This is a genomic window from Variovorax atrisoli, assembly GCF_014195185.1.
In the GTDB taxonomy this organism is placed as follows: domain Bacteria; phylum Pseudomonadota; class Gammaproteobacteria; order Burkholderiales; family Burkholderiaceae_C; genus Variovorax; species Variovorax atrisoli.
The window spans coordinates 293,111-310,437 of the sequence record NZ_JACIBG010000008.1; the positions used below are offsets into that span (position 1 = coordinate 293,111).

Sequence of the window (17,327 nt, forward strand, 5' to 3'; positions counted from 1 at the left end):
AGGAAATCCGATGAGCGATTCGGCGAACAGGGCTGGCCGGCCAGGCCGCAGGCTGATGGCCGCGCTGGTAGTCCTTATCGCGATCCTCGTGGTCGGCACGCTGTTCTTCTATGGCCTGCGCAGGCCCGAGCAGGGGCCGGGCAACGTGCCGGCCCAGGGCGAGGCGCCGCCGCTGCGGGACAACGGAAGTCCGCCCGCGTCGAAATAGCGAAATCGCGCAGGCAGCCCTGGCTCTCCGACGCCGCCCAGTTGCGCAAACGGCTCGCGAAGCGAGCGCCGCAGGGCCACCCGTGCGGGGCGGCGCCCTCAGCGCGCAGGCGGTGGGGGCACCGGCCGCAGCAGGTGCGTGAGGATGTCGGCCAGCCGCTCGACGTCCACCGGCTTGGTGAGGTGGCTGTGGAATCCGGCCTCGTAGCTCGTCTCCCGGTCGCTCGCCTGCCCGTAGCCCGTCACCGCGATGGCCACGGGCGGGTCGACCAGTTCGGCGCGCAGCCGGCGCACCACCGCATGGCCGTCGAGGTCGGGCATGCCGATGTCGATCAGCATCACCTCGGGCCGCAGCTCCTTCGCCGCCTCCAGGGCCGCGACGCCGCCGTGGACCACCCTGGTGTCGTAGCCGAGGGCCTGCACGAGCAATGACAGCGTCTCGGCCGCGTCCTTGTTGTCGTCCACCACCAGCACCAGGCTGTCGCCGGCCGAGCGCAGCGCGCCGCCGCCGGGCTCGGGCTTCGCTGCGGAGGGCAGCTGCACCAGGAATTCGCTGCCCTCGCCGGGGCGCCCGCTGGAGAACACGCTCACGCGTCCGCCGTGGAGCGCCACCAGCTGCTGCACCAGGCTCAGTCCCAGGCCGAGCCCGCCGCTGCTTCGCGCGACGTCCTGCTCGCCCTGCACGAAGAGGTCGAAGATGCGCTGCAGGTCCTGCGGCTGCACGCCCATGCCGTTGTCGCGCACGGTGATCTCCGCCTCCGGCAGTCCGGACGCGGTGTTGGTGGCGCCAAGGCCCAGCGAGACGCAGACCTCTCCGCCGATGGGCGTGAACTTGCAGGCGTTGTGCAGCAGGTTGCTCACCACCTGCACGATGCGCGCGCGGTCGCCGGTGATCCACGGGTCCGCGGCGTCGACCTGCACGTCGAGCCGCTGCTCCTTCTGCGCCGCCAGCGCGCGCACCGCGTCGGCCGCATCCATCACCGCATCGCGCAGCCGCACCGGCTTGGCCTCCAGCTGGATCTTGCCGCTGGTGATGCGGCCCACGTCGAGCAGGTCGTCGATCAGCCGCGTCATCTGCTTGAGCTGGCGGTCGATGATGTCGCGCGTCATGCGCAGCACGCGCGACTCGGTCTGCTCGCGCTTGAGCAGCTCCACCGCATTGGAGATCGGTGCGAGCGGGTTGCGCAGCTCGTGGCCCAGCATGGCCAGGAAGGTGGTCATGCGCCGCCCCTCGTCCTCCAGCGTGGTGATGCGGCGGCGCTCGGTGAGGTCGCGCGTGACCTTCGCGAAGCCCCTGTGGCGGCCTGCGCGGTCGTACACCGCCGTGATGACCACGCTGGCCCAGAAGCGGCTGCCGTCCTTGCGCACGCGCCAGCCTTCGTCCTCGAAGCGCCCGTCGCGCAAGGCGTTGCGCAACTCCTCGGCAGGCCATCCGCGCGCGGCCACCTCGGGCGGGTAGAACTTCGAGAAGTGCTGGCCGATGATCTCCTCAGCCGTGTAGCCCTTGTTGTGCTGCGCGCCGAGGTTCCAGCTCACGATGTGGCCGCCGGGGTCGAGCATGAAGATCGCGTAGTCCTTCACACCCTCGATGATCAGGCGGAAGCGCTCCTCGCTCGCGCGCAGCAGTTCCTCCTGCTGGCGACGCTCGGTGAAGTCGCGCGTGATCTGGGCGAAGCCCCGCAGCGTGCCGTCGGCGCCGTTCAAGCGCGTGAGCGTCGTCTCGCCCCAGAAGCGCGTGGCGTCGTGCCGCGCGAGCCAGCCTTCGCCGCGAAAGCGGCCGCTGTCGCGCGCCTGTTGCAGCTCCTTCGGGAGATTGCCCTCGTCGAGCGCCTCGACCGGATGGAAGCGCGAGAAGTGCTGCCCGACGATGTCGTGGCTTTCGCAGCCGTACAGAAGCTGCGCCGCCCGGTTGCCTTCCACGATGGCGCCCTCGGGGTCGAGCAGCAGGATGGCGTGGTCGTCGAGGGTTTCCACCAGCAGGCGGAAGTCGGCGTCGGTCAGTGTCGCGGGAGAAAGCGGCGCTCCGGACGGGGACCGGGGAGCCGAAGCAAAGGGCTCACCGGCCATGGTGCATGGCCTCGGGGACGGTGCTGGCGGGTCGCTCGGGCAGGTGATCGGGCATGGTAGAAAAATGTAGCAAAGCAAGCCCCGGGCGTGTGTCGTCTTTCTTCCCGCGCTTGATCCGCCGGGCCAGGGGCCGCTGCCGCGGCCTGGACGTGCTTGCCGCAGCGCCTGCTCGCGGCTGCGGGTCGAAATCTGTGCGGCCCCTCCTACAAGCGAAGTGGCGTTGCTTACCGTGGCGTCAGGCGTGCGGGTGTCCCACGATGAACATCGATGGAGTCATCCATCCCCGCCTTCCTCCCTGAGCGGGACCTGGTGCGTGACAGCACGAGGTTTGAAGCCCGGCACCTTGCCGGGTTCTTTTTTTGCTCCGCATCGTGCGGCAAGACGGGCCTGCGCTCTGCGCCACGTCCTACCCGGCGCTGCGGCGATCGATCGCGAAATCCGGTGTCATGGCGAACCGATTGACCCACGCCTTGCTGCTTCTGCAGCGGTTGGCCTATGCGCGCATCCTCTGCGAATTCCATCGCCAGAGGCAGGTGCATGGGGGCGGTGCGATGTCGCCGCCCGAGGCGGTGACCGCCTGCCGCCGTCTGAGGTCGTGCGAGGCCAACTGGGAGCACTGCCGTACGGAACTGGTCGATTCGCCGCTGGCCGCGTCGGTGCGCGTGGCGCGTGCACTGCATCTGCAGCGGATGCTCGGCAGCGCCGCAGCCCGCCTCGCGCCATGGAACGACCGCAGCGACCTGGCGAGCAGTCCTCCGTCGCACCTCTTCGAGTGGGTCTCGCATGACTACGAACGGCTGGAACTCGCCGAGCTCGAGGATGCGATGACGCCCGAGGAGACCGCGCTGTATGCGCAGTCGCTGGAGAGCCTGCTGCGTTGACCGCATACGGCAGCGGCTACGAAGCGCGAGCGTCTCAACCACCGCATCACTGCGGAGAGTCCTACAAGCGCTGCCTTGACAACGGCCTAGCTTGAACACATCGAGACGCCGGCTCAAGACAAGCCAAGCTCATCCCGCCCCTGGCCGGTTCTCCCTTCATTTCCGGCCCTGCCTTGTTCGAAGCCTCCACCAAGTCCGCCATGCCCAAGACCCTCAGGACCCGCCCATCGGCTGCTGCCAGAAGCCGGCAGCACGATCTGCCCGCGCGCAAGGCGATCGAGTCCCATGATGCGTAAGAGACCCACGGCACGCCAGTTGCGTGCGGCGAACTATCTGAATCTGCTCGAAGCGCTGTCGACGCAGACGCTGCCCGCGGTGTGCTCGAAGCCTGAGGACATCGATTGCATCTTGGCGCTGAGAAGTGCCTCCTTGCTGGAGGCGCAGACCGAGCCGCCGGTGATCCTTCGCACGGGCGAGCGCTTCATTCCGCGTGCGGTCGTCACCGGCATCACGCCGGAGGGACGCATGGCGCTTCTGAAAGGCCGGCGCGGCATGCCGCGCGAGATGCCGCTGACGCCTCGGCGCTGAAGCCCTGCCTGGCTGGTCGCATGCCCTCTGCCATGCGTACACGGATGAGCATGGTCCGTCAGTTCTAGGGCGGAGGTTTCAGTCGCTCGGCGGAGCCTCGAGTTCCCGGTGGGCCATCTCGATCAGCTCGGGCTGGGCCGCGGATCGTGCAGTGACGACCGGGGCAGCAACGGCGGCTTGGCGAAAGACGGCTTGCATGCTCGTGCCGGATGGCCCGACCGCGGCCTCCTGGAGCGCCACTTCGAGCATGGTGCCGTCGCCGCAATCGAGCAGCACCGCGTCGCGCGAGATCGATGCGATCGTGGCGCCCGGTTCCACGTCCTGCCCTTTCTGCAGCGGCATCGCGCTCCCGCCGTCGAGCGACACGAGCGCGATGCCGTAGCTGCGGTCCCGCGACTGGACCACGCCGGAAAGCCTGATGTTCCCTGTGCACGACGAAGGCTTCGCAGCGGAAGCCGGCCACGCTGCCGTCCTGGACTGTTCTCCAGCGTAGGGGGCAAGGGGCGGTGTCGGCGTTCGGTGGTCCTCCTGCCCGCAGCCGTTCATCAGGCATGACGCACATGCCGACAAGACGAGAAGAAGACGACGCATGACCTGAAGAGTGCGAAAGCAGTGGCTGGTACGGGACGAGTCTGCGTCGGCGGCGAAGGGGCAGGCGCGTGGGTTTTCCCTCGTCGGAATTGACAGCCAACTGACAGCACCGCGCAAGTAGCCTCCACGCGCCATGCGAGTTCCTTCGCATGCAGCAGCCAAAAGACGGAGACAACAGATGAAATATCCCAAACGCGTTCTTGCGATCGCGGCCGGCGTCGTGTGCGCATCCTTGCTGGGGTGTGGCGGAAGCAACGGCGGCGGGTCGGGGGGCTTTCTGGGCCTTCCTCCCAGCAGCAGCAGCGGTGGTGCAACGCAAGGCCCCGGCGCTTCGAATCCGCCGCCACCCGCCCCGCCCGAAGACCCCTTGAAGGGCGCACCCGAGTTCGCGCGGATGACCTGGTTCGGCATCACCAACTGGCACTACCAGATCGGCGACAAGGGCGTGCTGCTCGATGGCGAAGTGGTCAACAGCGGCAGGGACGCCAACCCGGCCGCAGTGACGAAGGCTCTCGATGCACTCGTCGCTTCTCCCGTTCCCCCGCTGGGCAAGGATGCCGACGCCGCCTCGAAGCTCTCCGTCGATGTGATCCTGCTCGGCCACATCCACCCTGACCACTCGGTGCAGCTTCCGGAGTGGGCGAAGCAGACGGGGAAGATGGTCTACGCGCCTCCTGCCGAATGCGCGACGCTGGTGAGCAAGGGCATTCCCGCGGAGCAATGCGTGGGCCTCAAGGGCGGCGAGGTGATCAAGCTCGGCGAGTTCGCCTCCGTGCGCGCGGTTCGATGGGTGCACAGCGTGGACTGCGACGAGTACAGCAACGGCACGGGCGGCCCGGAGACCTTCGGCTTTCTCTTCACCGTCAAGACCCGAAGCGGCAAGGTCCTGAGCTGGTACACCTCCGACAGCGGTGCAGGCGGGCCCGACCTGACGACGCCGCGCAAGGTGACGACCGTCGACGGGCAGGGGGTCAGCACCACGACGACCTACGGTTCACCGCTGGCCAATCTCAAGTCCGCGATCAAGGACGCGGGCCTCGACGGCTTCGACATCTGGCAGGGCGGCCCGGAGTCCCGCATGGTCTACCAGGCCCGCACGGTGATACCGGCGTTCGGTGTGAAGACCTTCATGCCGCACCACCTCAACTCGCGTGCAGCCAACGGCCAGTCCTTCGCGCTGACCTACGGGATGCACTACGCCTATTCGGTCGACGATCAACCGAAGCTCAAGGAACTGCTGTCGACCCTGGATGTTCCGCAGATCTACCCGACCAACTATTTCGATGCGTGGGTCTACGACAAGGATGGCGTCCGGCCTGTCGACAACGCGGCGATGAAGGCTGTCTACGGCCTGCCGGCGCAAGGGGCCGGTCCGGGGCAGCAATATCCCAATCCCCGCGCGGGCAGCCTCGAATGCCCGGCCGATTGAGCGCATGAGCGCAGCGGCCGATCGCATGCGGCGGATCGCCGCGTCCGTGCGGGCGGCGGGCCGGGGGCTTCGAATGCCACTGGCCCAGGGCGTCTTCGCGGTCGCCCTCGTTCTTCTCCTGGGCGTCGTCGGCCGCACGGCCTGGGCGCACGGTGATTGGCCGCCGCGGCATGGCGGAATCATGAACGAGGGAGGGGAGACCTCCTTCGAGCTGGTGCAGGGCGCCCGAGGCGTGTACTTCTACCCCAGCGACCATGGAGAGCCGCTGTCCGCGCAAGGTGCGGTCGGCCAGCTCACCCGGGTTCATGGGGGTGCGGCACTCACCCATGACGCGAAGGCCGACGGCAAGGAGCGGCTGCTCGTGCAAGGGATTCGCGTGAAGGCAGGAGAAAGACTCACCTTGCGTGTCGTCTTCGCCGCAGGGAACATCGCCGTCGGGCGGTTCGTGGTTCCCCAGCCGGGGTCGAGCGTTCGCGAGGTGTCTACATCCTCAGCATCTTCCCGGGGTTCATGATGCCGAGCGGATCGAGTGCGCGCTTGATGTCGCGCATGAGATCGATGGCTTCGCCATGCTCGATCTCGATCTGCCCGATGCGGTGCAGGCCGACGCCGTGCTCGCCGGTGCAGGTGCCGCCAAGGCGGATCGCGCGCAGCGCCACGTCCTCGGCCAGGGCCTCCGCCTTGCGCCGTGCCGCAGGATCGGTGTCGTCGTAGATGATGCCCAGATGGAAGTTGCCGTCGCCCACGTGGCCGACGATGGGCGCGTACAGGCCGCTTTCACGGATGGCGGCCTCGGTCTCGGTGATGCATTCCACCAGCGCGGAGATGGGCACGCATGCGTCCGTACCCATGGAGCTCCAGCCGGGGTGCATCGCGAGGTTGGCGTGATAGCAGGAGTGCCGCGCCTTCCAAAGCCTGGAGCGGTCCTCGGGCCGATGGGCGTAGCGGAAACCGCTGCCGCCGTTGTCGAGCGCGAGCGATTCCACCGTCGCGACCTGTTCCGCCACGGCGCTCTCGCTGCCGTGGAACTCGATGAACAGGGTGGGGCGGGGCTCGAATTCGTCGAGCTTCGAGTAGCGGATGCAGGCGTCCATCTGCACGTCGTTGAGAAGCTCGATGCGCGCGACCGGCAAGCCCAGCTGCAGGGTGGCGATCACGGTGTCCATGGCCGCGCGCAGGCTGTCGAACTGGCACACGGCCGCCACCACGTGCTCCGGCAGGCCGAACAGGCGCAGCTGCACCTCGGTGATGATCCCCAGCAAGCCTTCGCTTCCGACGTACAGCCGTGTCAGGTCGAGCCCCGAGGCCGACTTTCGCGCGCGCGTGCCGGTACGCACGATGCGCCCGTCGGGCGTGACCACCGTCAGGCCCATGACGGTTTCACGCATGGTGCCGTAGCGCACCGCGGCGGTGCCGGAGGCCCGCGTCGAGGCCATGCCGCCCAGCGACGCGTTGGCGCCGGGGTCCACCGCGAAGAAAAGTCCGCTGGCGCGCAGGTGCTCGTTGAGCTGCTCGCGCGTCACGCCCGCCTGCACGCGGCAGTCCATCGATTCGGTGGAGACATTGAGCACGCGGTCCATGCGCGATACGTCGATGCAGACGCCGCCGTGGATCGCCGCGACGTGGCCCTCCATCGATGTGCCGCTGCCGAAGGCGATGACCGGCACCGCCTCGCGGTGGCACAGCTTCAGGGCTGCCGCCACTTCCTCGTTGCTCAGCGGGAACAGGACCACGTCGGGCTGGCCGGGGTCCGGCAGGCCCTCTCCATGGCTGTGGTGCGCCCGCACCGCCGCGGACGTGACGGCGCGATCTCCGAAGATCGCGCGGAACTCGGGCATGAGGGATTCGACTGCGGCTGCAGTCTGGGCGAGTGTCTGGTGAAAGGCCATGGTCTCTGATGGGTGGTCGTGTCAGGCCCCGAGGTAGGCGTCCCGCACATGGTCGTCGTGCAGCAGCTGCCCGGCGGAGCCTTCGAGGGCGATCCGCCCGCCCTCGAGCACGTAGCCCTGGTCGGCCACGCTCAGCGCCGCGAATGCGTTCTGCTCGACGATCACGACAGTGCGGCCGGCGCGCGCGATGCGGCGGATGTCGAGGAACATCTCGGTCGTGAGCTTGGGCGACAGGCCCATCGACGGTTCGTCCAGCAGCAGGATGCGGGGACCGGCCATCAGGCCGCGTGCAATCGCCAGCATCTGCTGTTCTCCGCCGGACAGCACCCCGCCCATTTCGCCGGCCTTGCGCTTGAGCACCGGGAACAGCTCGTAGATCTCGTCCAGCGTGGCGCTGACCGCGCCCTTGTTGCGACGGCGCACATAGGCGCCGACCTCCAGGTTCTCCCTGACGCTCAGGGTGGAGAAGATGCGCCGGCGCTGCGGCACGCAGGCGATGCCCGATGCCACGATCTGCTCCACCGAAAGCCCGCCGATGTCCTGGCCTGCGAATTCCACGCGCCCCGCACCGGCCTTGAGCCGGCCCACGATCAGGTTCAGGGTGGTCGACTTGCCCGCGCCGTTCGCGCCGATGACCGCGACGATCTGGCCCGCATAGGCGCGGATCGACAGGTCGAACAGGATCTGCACCTTGCCGTAGAACACGTCGACGTGCGAGAGCTCGAGTTCGGGCCGTTCGGTGACCATGGCACGCGGCAGGTCTGCTTGCATCATGGGGTTCCTCGCTGCGCCGGGGCTCAGAACTTCACCGCCGAGCGAACGACCGGCTGACCGCCCTTGATCTCCACGATGTTGACCTGACGGTTGCAGTCGCCAGCCTTGTCGCACTTGTAGTCCGCGAGCAGGCCGCTGTAGCTCACCCTGGAGAACGCCTCGCGGATCTTCTCCACGTCGGGGGACCGTGCTTCGTTGATGGCCCTGGCGGCGAGGATGGTCGCGTCGTAGTAGGTGGCGGACCAGACGTCGGGCGCCATCCTGTACTTCGCCTCGTACTTCTTCACGAAGGCCTGCACGGCCGGGTTGGGATCCGTCGGCACGAAGTAGGAGGCGCTCATCGAGCCTTCCGCGGCGCTGCCGGCCAGCTTGAGGAACGCTTCCTCGGACAGCACGGCGCCCGCGAACTTGAAGGGCAGGCCGAACTGCTTGGCCTGGCGCAGGATCAGCGCCGCATCCGTGTCGTGCGCCCACAGGATGACCAGCTCCGCGCCGGCCTTCTGCAGCTTGGCGAGCTGCGCCGAGTAGTCCTTGTCGCTGGGGTTGTGGCTTTCCACGGCGACGGGCTTCAGCCCCAGCGAAGCCATCTGGGCGACCACGCGCGCCTGCCCCGACTTTCCGAAGTCGTCGTTGGCATAGAAGATGGCCGTCTTCTCCCCGGCCTTGAGTTCCTTCTGGGCATAGGCGATCAGCGCCTTGGCCTGCACGTCGTCGTCGGAGCGCGTGCGGATCACGTAGTTGCAGCCGCTGTGCGTGATGGCCACCGAGGTACCACCGGTGAGCGACACCACCTTGCCGTTGCAGTAGGTCTTCTGCGTGGCCATCTGGGTGACCGAGTAGTGGGGGCCGATCATCACCGGAACCTTGCTGACCTGCATCAGCTTGTTCACCGCGTTGATCGCGCCGTTCGGGTTGTCGCCCTGGTCATCCTCGAACACGACCTCCAGCGGCTTGCCCAGCACGCCGCCCGCGGCATTGATCTCCGCGACCGCGAGCTCCACGCCCTGCTTGAAGTTGCGCCCGACGAGCGCCTTGGGGCCCGTCTGCGGCAGCGAGACGCCGATGAGCGCGTCGGCCATCGCGGGCAGCGAGAGCGCGAGGGACGCTGCGGCGATCCATGCGCGGCGTGACGAGGGAACGGTGGTCTTCTTCATGCTTTTGTCTCCAGTGGATGGCGCGGTGCGCATTGATCTGAGAGGGAACGAAAACGGGGAGGGCGCAGGGCCGGCGGCTCAGCCCGCCACCGGCTGGGCGGCGAGCGGGGGCGAGGCCTCGTCGGGCACGCGTTCGCCCAGGTAGGCCTCGATGACTGCCGGCGTGTTCATGACCTCGGCCGGCGCGCCGTCCGCGATCTTGTGGCCCAGGTTGAGCACCACGACGCGGTCGCACATGTTCATGACCAGCTTGATGCGGTGCTCCACTACGAGGATCGACATGCCCTGCGCGCGCAGGTGCTGCAGGATCTGCGCGAGTTCGAGGATCAACCCGCCGCGCAGTCCCGCGGCAGGCTCGTCGAGCAGCAGCAGGCGGGGCCTGTTGACGATCGCGCGCGCCATCTCCACCAGCCGGCTCTGCCCGAAGGACAGGTCGCCGCCGCGCCGGTATGCGAGGTGCGCGACGCCCATGCTGTCCAGGGCTTCGAGCGCCGCCGTGCGGCAGAGCGCTTCGCGCGGGCCGGACGCGCCCTTCGGCGGCTGCCACGCGACCATGACGTTCTCCAGCACCGTCATCGATTCCCACAGCCGCACGTTCTGGAAGATGCGGGCCACGCCTTTCGCGTGGATCGCCCATGGCGCATGGTTGTCGATGCGCTCGCCTGCCAGTTCGATGCCGCCTTCCACGCCCACGGTGCCCGAGCAGGCGTTGATCATGGTCGACTTGCCCGATCCGTTCGGGCCGATCAGCCCGAGGATCTCGCCGCGGCGCACGTCGAAGGCGACGTCGTCGAGGGCCTTGACGCCGCCGAAGCTGCGCGACACGCGGCGCACCTGGAGCAGGGGTTCGCCGCTCACGGGCACCGGCGTGCGGCCGGCCAAGGCCGCGCTCGCGGCGGAGGCGGCCGCACCGAGGTTCAGCGGCGCGGCGGGCGTTTCGCCCACCGGCTCGCGCCGGCCCGTCAGGAACGCGCCGAGCAGCCAGTCGCCGACCACGCCGAGGCCGCGCGGCGCAAGCAGCAGGATCGCCACCACGCCGATGCCGAACGCGGCCAGGTAGTAGGTCTGGAGGCCGCGCAGTGCCTCGGGCAGCACGGTGATCACCACCGCGCCAAGGAAGGTGCCGGCGATCGAACCGAGGCCGCCGAGCACCACCATCAGCATCATCTTGATGCTCTCGAAGACCGTGAAGTTGTTCGGTGCCGCGAACCCGACCAGCAGGACGTAGAGGCCGCCTGCGAGCGAGGCCCAGACGCTGCACACCGCGAAGGCGATGGTCTTCACGCGGCGCGAATCGACCCCCATGGCCTCGGCGGCGATCTCGTCGTCGCGCACCGCACGCATGTCGCGGCCGATGCGCGAGCGCTGGAGCCAGACCATCGCGGCGTAGGCCGCCAGGCTCAGCACGAGCAGCGGAAAGTAGAGCTGCTTGTCGATGTGATCGCCCAGCGCGGGGATGTTCAGCGTCGGGATGTCGCGCATGCCCATCGGCCCCCCGGTGAGGGCTTCCTCGTTGAGCGCGACCATGCGGAAGATCTCGTTGAGCGCGAGCGTCACGATGGCGAGGTAATGGCCCTTGATGCGCGTGCTCACCGCGCCCAGCAGCACGCCCACGGCGGCACTCAGCAGCATGGCGGCGGGAAGCGCCACGAACCAGGGCAGCGACAGGCGCATCATGAGCAGCGCCGTCGCATACGCGCCGAAGCCCACGAGCGCGGCCTGCCCGAGCACGATCTGCCCGGTGATGCCGGTTGCCACCTGCAGGCCCAGTGCGGCGATCGCGAAGATCCACGCCAGGTTGAGCACGTGCAGGTAGTAGATGTTGAGATCGAGTGCGATCGGCAGCGCCAGCGCGGCGAGCACGGCGACCCACGCCAGGGGGCGCATCCAGGTGTTGTGCATGGTGGAGTCCTCAGGCGCGGTCGGCGTTGCGTTCCGGAAGAATCCCCTGCGGGCGCAGCAGCAGGAAGATCAGCAGCACGCCGAACGCGATCGCATCCTTGTAGGTGGAGGAGATGGTGAACGCGCCGACGTTCTCGATCACCCCGAGCAGGACGCCGCCGAGGATGGCCCCCGGCACGCTGCCGAAGCCGCCGATGATCATCGCGACGAATCCCTTCAGCCCCACGAGCGTGCCCATCTCGGTCGTCACGTAGAACAGCGGCGCGAGCAGGATGCCCGCGAGCGCGGCCAGCACCGAGGAGAACGCGAACGTGCCGGCCAGCACGCGGTTGACCGGAATGCCCATGAGCTGGGCGGTCTCGCGATCCAGCGCGGTGGCGCGCATGACCTTGCCGATGGTGGTGTAGCGCAGGGCCAGGTATTGCAGCACCATCACCAGCACCACGATGACCATGATCACGAGCTGCTGCACAGGAATGCGCAGGCCGCCCACGTCGATCACGCCGTCGCCGAACGGGCTGGCGTACAGCAGCGGCTCGGGCCCGTAGATGATGCGAGCCATCTCCTTGAGGAAGATGCCGAAGCCCACGGTCGCGATGATGGCCACGAGCGCCTTCTGGCGCTGCAGACGGGCGAACACGAGCCGCGAGAACAGCGCCCCCAGCAACGCCATCACCGCGGCGGTCAGCAGCGCAGCGAGCCAGAAGGGCAGGTGCATGCTCGTCGTGAAGGTGGCGACGAAGACGAACGCGGAAAAGGTCAGGAACTCGCCGGCCGCGAAGTTCACGATCGCCATCGTGTTCCAAACGTAGGCGTAGCCGAGCGCGATCAGCGCGTAGATGCAGCCCATGGCGAGGCCGCTGACGATCACTTGTCCGAGCATGTCGTTCTGTCTCCGTGTTCGTTTTTCTTTGGCGAGGGGCGCGGGCGGGTGCCGTCAGAGCGCTTCGACCATGCGCAGCAGCGCGACCATGCCGGGGTCGTCCAGGCCGATGGTCTTGTCCGCGAACATGCGGGCGCGGCCCATGCGGTTGGGCTTGTCGCGGAATGCATCGAGCGATTCGCGCACCGCCGCGCCGGCGAGCGCGAGGGCGGGAGCATCGGCCGCCGCACCGGACAGGGCGCTCTGGATCGCATCCAGCCCGTCGAGCACGGTCTTGTCGCCGAGGGCGGCGCCGCCGCGCGCGGACAGCGTCGCGATCACTTCGGACAGCAGCGCCGCGACGTCCGGCGTCGAGAGCGACTCCCTGCCGGCACAGTGCTTGCCGGCCGTCATGAGCGCGACGGTCAGCAGCGTGCCGAAGCTCGAGCCGGAGGCCTTCGCCGAGGCCTGCGCGCAGCGCTTGAAGATGCCTTCGAGCGAGTCGGGCAGCTCGGGCAGCGCCTGCTCCATCAGCGTGGCGCACTTGTCGAGCGTGGCGCCGAGATCGGCGTCGCCGAGGCGGCCGTCGAGGGCGTTGAGTTCCGGGGCGGCGGCATGCATGGCGGCGCACCAGCGCGGCACCGCGCGGGCCAGGACGATGGCATCGAGCATCAGCGCACGCTCCAGAACGGGCAGGTTGCGGGCGCCGCCAGCAGCGCCTCGAGGTCGGGGTCCAGCTTCATCACGCTGAGGGAGGCGCCGGCCATTTCCATCGACGTGGCGTAGCGGCCCACGAGCGAGAAGGCGATGTCGACGCCGCGCCCGGCGAGCACGGACGAGATGCGGCGATAGAGGATGTAGAGCTCCTCGGACGGCGTGGCGCCCAGGCTGTTGACCAGCACCGCCAGGCGGTCGCCGCGCGAGACCGCCAGTTCGGGCAGCACCCGCTCGAGCATCTCGTCGGCCAGGGCGTCGGCGGTCTTGAGCGGACCGCGCCAGATGCCCGGTTCGCCGTGGATGCCCATGCCGAACTCCACTTCGTCGTCGGCGATCTCGAACGAGGGCTTGCCGGACTCCGGCACCACGCAAGGCGTGAGCGCGACGCCGATCGTGCGGCAGGCGTCGTTGGCCTTGCGCGCCGTGGCAGCCACCTCCTCCAGCGTCGCGCCCGCGGCCGCCCTGGCGCCGGCGGCCTTGTAGACCAGCACCAGGCCTGCCACCCCGCGGCGCTTCTCGCGCTGCTCGGGCGGCGCGCTCGCGACGTCGTCCGACACGCGCACCGAGGCCGTCTTCATGCCTTCGAGTTCGAGCATCTCGGCGGCCATCTCGAAGTTCATGCGGTCGCCGCCATAGTTCCCGTACAGCTGCAGCACGCCGGCACCGCCGTCGGCCGCACGCATCGCCTCGATGCAGTCGTCCATGCGCGGTCCGGCGAACACGTTGCCGACGGCGCAGCTGTCCAGCAGGCCTTCGCCCACGTAGCCGAGAAAGACGGGCAGGTGCCCCGAACCGCCGCCGGTGACGATGCCGACCTTGCCCGCGACGGCGCCGCCGCGCCTGGCCACCACGCGGCCGCCTTCGCCGCGCCGCGCCAGCTCCGGATGCGCCAGACAAAGTCCGTCGAGCATTTCGTCGACGTAGGCCTGAGGGTCGTTGAGGATCTTCTTCACGTTGCTGTCTGCCTTGCTCTATGGAGCGCCCCCTGCGTGCGGGCGCGTCCGTGCGCCGGTGGCGGCGGGGCCGCACCGTGCGAATGGATGAATCTGCGAGGGCTTCCGGCGCATTGGCGGGCATCCGGCCCGCGATGCGCAGGAAGCGCGGTCTTCAGTCGACCTTGAGGCGGCCGTCCCGCGTGGCCTGCGTGGCCAGCGCGTATTCGGCGTCGAGGATCCGCGCGAACTCCTGCGGCGTGCTCGAGAGCGCGACGCTGCCGAGTTCGCGTGCGCTCGCCACGGTCTGCGGGTCCTTCACGGCCTGCGCGAGCGCCGCGGCCAGCTTGTCCTGGATGTCCTTCGGTGTTCCCGCCGGTGCGAGCACGCCCACGTAGGTGGTGCCGTCGATGTCGCCGAACCCGAGCTCCGCGACCGTCTGGACGCCGGGCAGGGAAGGGTCCTGCGTCGGGCCCAGGACCGCCAGCGCCTGCAGCGCGCCGCCCTTGACGTGCTGCAGCGAACTGGTGACCTGGTCGAAATGCACGTCGACCTGGCCGCCGATGACGTCCACCAGCGCGGGGCCGGAGCCCTTGTAGCTGACCGTCGTGAACTTCGCCTTCAGCAGGCTCTCGAGCTGGAGCAGCGCGAGGTGGTTGGGCGTGCCGGGCCCGGAGTGCGCCGCCGTGACCTTTCCGTCGCCGGAGCGCGCATAGGCGGCGAACTCCTTGAAGTTCTTGAAGCGGGTCTCGTTCTTGCGCGCGAGCAGCACCATGGAGCTCTTGTTGACCAGCCCCAGCGGCGCGAAGCTCGCACGGCTGTAGCTGGTCTTGACCATCTCCGGCACCGTGACGATGACGCCGGCCCCGCACAGCAGCAGCGTGTAGCCGTCGGCCGGCGAGCGCGAGACCTGCATCGCGCCGATCGAGCCGCCGGCGCCTGCGCGGTTGTCCACGATCACCGATTGGCCCAGCACCTTGCCGAGGGCGACGGCGACGGTGCGCGCCACGATGTCCGTGTTGCCGCCCGGCGCGAAGGGCACGACGAGCGTGATCGGCTTGGCCGGAAAGCCCTGTGCCCACGCGGCCGGCAGCAGCGTGGTTCCCAAGGCTGCAGCGGCGCCCATGCCGAGGATCTGCCGACGCTGGATTCTCATGTTCATGTCTCCTGTCTTTCTTGTTTGCGGGGGCCTGCTTCAGGCGTCGAAGCGCAGGACGTCTTCCATCGCGGCCTCGATCTTCCTGCGCTGCTCCTCGCCGGTGGCCGGCATCGGCGCGCGCGGCAGGCCCGCTTGGCAGCCCTGCAGCGTGATCGAGGTCTTGATGTTGGCAGGCAGGTTGTCGCCGACCAGCGCGTTCCAGAATGCCAGCATCGACTTGTGCATCTCCAGCGCCTTGACGTGGTCGCCGGCCTGGACCGTCTTCCACAGGTTCACGCAGACGCCGGGCAGGGCGGCGGGCGTGGCGGCGATGGTGCCGTGGGCGCCGAGCGCGAACGAGGAGTACAGCAGGGCATCGACGGCGGAGAACACCTTGCAGCCTTCGGGAACGCCGAGCAGCAGGTCGGCCATGAGCTTGAGGTCGCCCTGGCTCTGCTTGATGCCCTGCACGCCGGGCAGCTCCTTCATCAGGCGGATCATCTGGGCCGGGTTCAGGTAGTTCCAGGGCACCACGTTGTAGATCACCACCGGCGTGTCGACGGCCTCGGTCAGGGCCTTGAAGTGGTTGTGGGTGGCCTGCTCGTCCGGCTTGAAGAGATAGTGCACCGGCGTGACCTGCAAAGCGGCGACCGGCAGGTGCGCGATCGCCTTGGCGCGGTTGATCGCGTCTCGGGTGCTGTTGGAGATGATGCCGGCCACGATCGGCACCTGGCCTGCCACTTCGGCGGCGGTGATTTCCATGACGCGTTTGAACTCGTCGACGGTGAAGGTGTGGCCTTCGCCGGTGCTGCCGCCGGGGCACACGCCGTGGACCTTCTTGTCGAGATTGAAGCGGATGACCTTGCGGTAGGCCGCTTCGTCGATGCTGCCGTCGGCGGTGAAAGGGGTGACGAGGGGAGGGATGACGCCGGTGAGACCGAGACCCATGGAACTGCTCCGTTCTGAATGCCTGTGGATTGAAGACACGACTGCTGCCGCGCTGGGATCGAACTATACGCTGACTAACATGTTAGATAAATGTCAGTATTAACCCTAGATCGAGGACAATGCGCTCCAAGGCACCCAGCCCCTTACGATGACCCCATGAACATTCCCGCCGCAGCCTTGTCCGAGCCCACCACGAAGCCCTCGCCCGCAGGCGGCGAGGGCGAGCCGGTGAATCAGCGCAGCCGCGCCTACCAGGGCTTCCGCCAGCAGATCATCGATGCGCGGATCCGGCCCGGGCAGTTCGTCTCCCAGCGCGAGCTGATGGAGCTGCTGGAGATGCCGCTGGCGGCCGTTCGCGAGCTGGTGCCGCGGCTGGAGGCTGCCGGTCTGATCAAGACGGTGCCCAAGCGCGGACTGCAGATCGCCTCGGTCGACATGAAGCTGATCCGCAACGCATGGCAGGTGCGGGCCATGGTCGAGCGCGAGGCGGTGATCAACTTCGCCCGCGTGGCCAGCCCCGAAACGCTGGCCCGGCTGATCGAGAGCCATGAAGCCATCCTGGAGCGCGCGCTGCAGCCCCAGCCCGACGCGACGCTGGAGCGCGACGCGCAGGCCGTCGACTGGGGCCTGCACGATCTCATGGTCGACACGATCGGCAACGAGATCCTCTCGGAGATCTACCGCGTCAACAGCCTCCACGTCCGGCTGATCCGCTACGACGCGGATTCGATGCGGCCGGTGCAGGTCGTGCCCGCGATGCGCGAGCACCTGGAGTTCCTGCATGCGCTCGCGTCGCGGGACTTCGACGCAGCGCTCACCCACATGATGTCGCACATCGAGCAGTCCAAGCACCGTGTGCTGGCCGGCATGCTGCGCGTGGGCCAGTAGACGCGCGGTCTTCAGCTACCCCGGCCCCGGTCGCGGCCGGCGAAGCGGCGCTGCCTCAGCGCACGCCGGCGGCCAGCCGCACCTCGCTGCACAGCCGCGGGCCGTAGTCCTCGCAGCGCGTCTCCAGGCCGTAGGCCGCAGCGCGGCGCAGTGCGAAGGCGGTCACGTCGCGCATGTAGGTGCGTCCGGGCCTGCGGCCCGCGGCGGCGCGGGCCTCGAAGTCGGCCTGGAAATCGCGCGCCCATTCCTCGAAGAGCCGGTAGCGCTCCGCGTGCGCGCCGAGGAAGCCCGTGCGCGCGAGCGCCTGCGCGATGTCGATCAGCGGCATGGTGAAGGGCATCTCCCTGGGGTCGCTCATGG

The 17,327-nt window shown here is 68.5% G+C and carries 18 protein-coding genes; 6 read left to right on the top strand and 12 right to left on the bottom strand.

What is annotated here, in order from left to right; genetic code table 11:
- The first annotated feature begins 10 nt into the window (after positions 1-10).
- Positions 11-208, top strand: coding sequence for a hypothetical protein (locus FHY06_RS26580; RefSeq protein ID WP_019655263.1), 198 nt, complete (start codon positions 11-13; stop codon positions 206-208).
- 98 nt (positions 209-306) lie between these two features.
- Here the strand turns inward: FHY06_RS26580 and FHY06_RS26585 are convergent, their stop codons facing one another.
- A complete protein-coding gene (locus FHY06_RS26585; protein ID WP_184606861.1) occupies positions 307-2,274 on the bottom strand; it encodes a hybrid sensor histidine kinase/response regulator in 1,968 nt (655 codons plus the stop codon).
- A 470-nt stretch (positions 2,275-2,744) separates the two neighbouring features.
- On the opposite strand from FHY06_RS26585, the gene FHY06_RS26590 reads away from it, so the two are divergent.
- Positions 2,745-3,155, top strand: a complete 411-nt coding sequence (locus tag FHY06_RS26590; RefSeq protein WP_132752606.1) for a hypothetical protein — start codon at positions 2,745-2,747, stop codon at positions 3,153-3,155.
- Between the two features lie 315 nt (positions 3,156-3,470).
- On the top strand, positions 3,471-3,743 hold the full coding sequence (locus FHY06_RS26595; RefSeq protein ID WP_019655266.1) for a hypothetical protein: 273 nt from the start codon (positions 3,471-3,473) through the stop codon (positions 3,741-3,743).
- A gap of 78 nt (positions 3,744-3,821) precedes the next feature.
- Here FHY06_RS26595 and FHY06_RS35090 read toward each other — a convergent pair whose 3' ends face one another.
- The gene (locus FHY06_RS35090) at positions 3,822-4,745 is read right to left on the bottom strand and encodes a type II secretion system protein N (RefSeq protein WP_311733740.1); all 924 of its coding nucleotides are present in this window, start codon (positions 4,743-4,745) and stop codon (positions 3,822-3,824) included.
- Here FHY06_RS35090 and FHY06_RS26605 point away from each other — a divergent pair.
- Positions 4,702-5,763 carry an MBL fold metallo-hydrolase gene (locus FHY06_RS26605; RefSeq protein ID WP_019655268.1) on the top strand — a complete coding sequence of 354 codons (1,062 nt, stop codon included), beginning with the start codon at positions 4,702-4,704 and terminating at the stop codon, positions 5,761-5,763. The genes FHY06_RS35090 and FHY06_RS26605 overlap by 44 nt on opposite strands.
- Before the next feature lie 4 nt (positions 5,764-5,767).
- A complete protein-coding gene (locus FHY06_RS26610; RefSeq protein ID WP_184606863.1) occupies positions 5,768-6,277 on the top strand; it encodes a hypothetical protein in 510 nt (169 codons plus the stop codon).
- Here the strand turns inward: FHY06_RS26610 and FHY06_RS26615 are convergent.
- From FHY06_RS26615 to FHY06_RS26655, 9 genes are all read right to left on the bottom strand, one after another.
- On the bottom strand, positions 6,246-7,652 hold the full coding sequence (locus FHY06_RS26615) for an FAD-binding oxidoreductase (protein ID WP_260310698.1): 1,407 nt from the start codon (positions 7,650-7,652) through the stop codon (positions 6,246-6,248). The genes FHY06_RS26610 and FHY06_RS26615 overlap by 32 nt on opposite strands.
- A gap of 21 nt (positions 7,653-7,673) precedes the next feature.
- Positions 7,674-8,426 (bottom strand): ABC transporter ATP-binding protein, encoded by a 753-nt coding sequence (locus FHY06_RS26620; RefSeq protein ID WP_184606864.1) that lies wholly within the window; start codon positions 8,424-8,426, stop codon positions 7,674-7,676.
- A 23-nt stretch (positions 8,427-8,449) separates the two neighbouring features.
- Positions 8,450-9,580, bottom strand: coding sequence for an ABC transporter substrate-binding protein (locus tag FHY06_RS26625; protein WP_019655272.1), 1,131 nt, complete (start codon positions 9,578-9,580; stop codon positions 8,450-8,452).
- 78 nt (positions 9,581-9,658) lie between these two features.
- Positions 9,659-11,482: a branched-chain amino acid ABC transporter ATP-binding protein/permease gene (locus tag FHY06_RS26630; RefSeq protein WP_132752602.1), complete on the bottom strand. Its 1,824-nt coding sequence runs from the start codon at positions 11,480-11,482 to the stop codon at positions 9,659-9,661.
- Between the two features lie 10 nt (positions 11,483-11,492).
- Positions 11,493-12,365: a branched-chain amino acid ABC transporter permease gene (locus tag FHY06_RS26635; protein ID WP_019655273.1), complete on the bottom strand. Its 873-nt coding sequence runs from the start codon at positions 12,363-12,365 to the stop codon at positions 11,493-11,495.
- A gap of 54 nt (positions 12,366-12,419) precedes the next feature.
- The gene (locus tag FHY06_RS26640) at positions 12,420-13,016 is read right to left on the bottom strand and encodes a dihydroxyacetone kinase subunit L (protein ID WP_184606865.1); all 597 of its coding nucleotides are present in this window, start codon (positions 13,014-13,016) and stop codon (positions 12,420-12,422) included.
- Positions 13,016-14,014 carry a dihydroxyacetone kinase subunit DhaK gene (locus FHY06_RS26645; RefSeq protein ID WP_145761124.1) on the bottom strand — a complete coding sequence of 333 codons (999 nt, stop codon included), beginning with the start codon at positions 14,012-14,014 and terminating at the stop codon, positions 13,016-13,018. Before FHY06_RS26645 ends, FHY06_RS26640 begins: the two co-directional genes overlap by 1 nt.
- Positions 14,015-14,168: 154 nt before the next feature.
- Positions 14,169-15,149 (bottom strand): Bug family tripartite tricarboxylate transporter substrate binding protein, encoded by a 981-nt coding sequence (locus FHY06_RS26650; RefSeq protein ID WP_240650095.1) that lies wholly within the window; start codon positions 15,147-15,149, stop codon positions 14,169-14,171.
- 39 nt (positions 15,150-15,188) lie between these two features.
- Complete coding sequence (locus tag FHY06_RS26655; protein ID WP_184606866.1) at positions 15,189-16,079, bottom strand: dihydrodipicolinate synthase family protein; 891 nt, start codon at positions 16,077-16,079, stop codon at positions 15,189-15,191.
- A gap of 156 nt (positions 16,080-16,235) precedes the next feature.
- On the opposite strand from FHY06_RS26655, the gene FHY06_RS26660 reads away from it, so the two are divergent.
- Positions 16,236-16,967 (top strand): GntR family transcriptional regulator, encoded by a 732-nt coding sequence (locus tag FHY06_RS26660; protein WP_126185184.1) that lies wholly within the window; start codon positions 16,236-16,238, stop codon positions 16,965-16,967.
- Positions 16,968-17,022: 55 nt separating this feature from the next.
- On the opposite strand, the gene FHY06_RS26665 is transcribed toward FHY06_RS26660, so the two are convergent.
- The gene (locus FHY06_RS26665) at positions 17,023-17,325 is read right to left on the bottom strand and encodes a hypothetical protein (RefSeq protein ID WP_126185183.1); all 303 of its coding nucleotides are present in this window, start codon (positions 17,323-17,325) and stop codon (positions 17,023-17,025) included.
- Between the last annotated feature and the right edge of the window lie 2 nt (positions 17,326-17,327).

Coding starts and splice junctions, on each gene's coding strand:
- FHY06_RS26580 (WP_019655263.1), top strand. CDS start 11: ATGAGCGATTCGGCGAACAGGGCTGGCCGGCCAGGCCGCAGGCTGATG.
- FHY06_RS26585 (WP_184606861.1), bottom strand. CDS start 2,274: ATGGCCGGTGAGCCCTTTGCTTCGGCTCCCCGGTCCCCGTCCGGAGCG.
- FHY06_RS35090 (WP_311733740.1), bottom strand. CDS start 4,745: ATGCCGAACCAGGTCATCCGCGCGAACTCGGGTGCGCCCTTCAAGGGG.
- FHY06_RS26610 (WP_184606863.1), top strand. CDS start 5,768: ATGAGCGCAGCGGCCGATCGCATGCGGCGGATCGCCGCGTCCGTGCGG.
- FHY06_RS26615 (WP_260310698.1), bottom strand. CDS start 7,652: ATGGCCTTTCACCAGACACTCGCCCAGACTGCAGCCGCAGTCGAATCC.
- FHY06_RS26620 (WP_184606864.1), bottom strand. CDS start 8,426: ATGATGCAAGCAGACCTGCCGCGTGCCATGGTCACCGAACGGCCCGAA.
- FHY06_RS26625 (WP_019655272.1), bottom strand. CDS start 9,580: ATGAAGAAGACCACCGTTCCCTCGTCACGCCGCGCATGGATCGCCGCA.
- FHY06_RS26630 (WP_132752602.1), bottom strand. CDS start 11,482: ATGCACAACACCTGGATGCGCCCCCTGGCGTGGGTCGCCGTGCTCGCC.
- FHY06_RS26635 (WP_019655273.1), bottom strand. CDS start 12,365: ATGCTCGGACAAGTGATCGTCAGCGGCCTCGCCATGGGCTGCATCTAC.
- FHY06_RS26640 (WP_184606865.1), bottom strand. CDS start 13,016: ATGCTCGATGCCATCGTCCTGGCCCGCGCGGTGCCGCGCTGGTGCGCC.
- FHY06_RS26650 (WP_240650095.1), bottom strand. CDS start 15,149: ATGAGAATCCAGCGTCGGCAGATCCTCGGCATGGGCGCCGCTGCAGCC.
- FHY06_RS26655 (WP_184606866.1), bottom strand. CDS start 16,079: ATGGGTCTCGGTCTCACCGGCGTCATCCCTCCCCTCGTCACCCCTTTC.
- FHY06_RS26660 (WP_126185184.1), top strand. CDS start 16,236: ATGAACATTCCCGCCGCAGCCTTGTCCGAGCCCACCACGAAGCCCTCG.
- FHY06_RS26665 (WP_126185183.1), bottom strand. CDS start 17,325: ATGAGCGACCCCAGGGAGATGCCCTTCACCATGCCGCTGATCGACATC.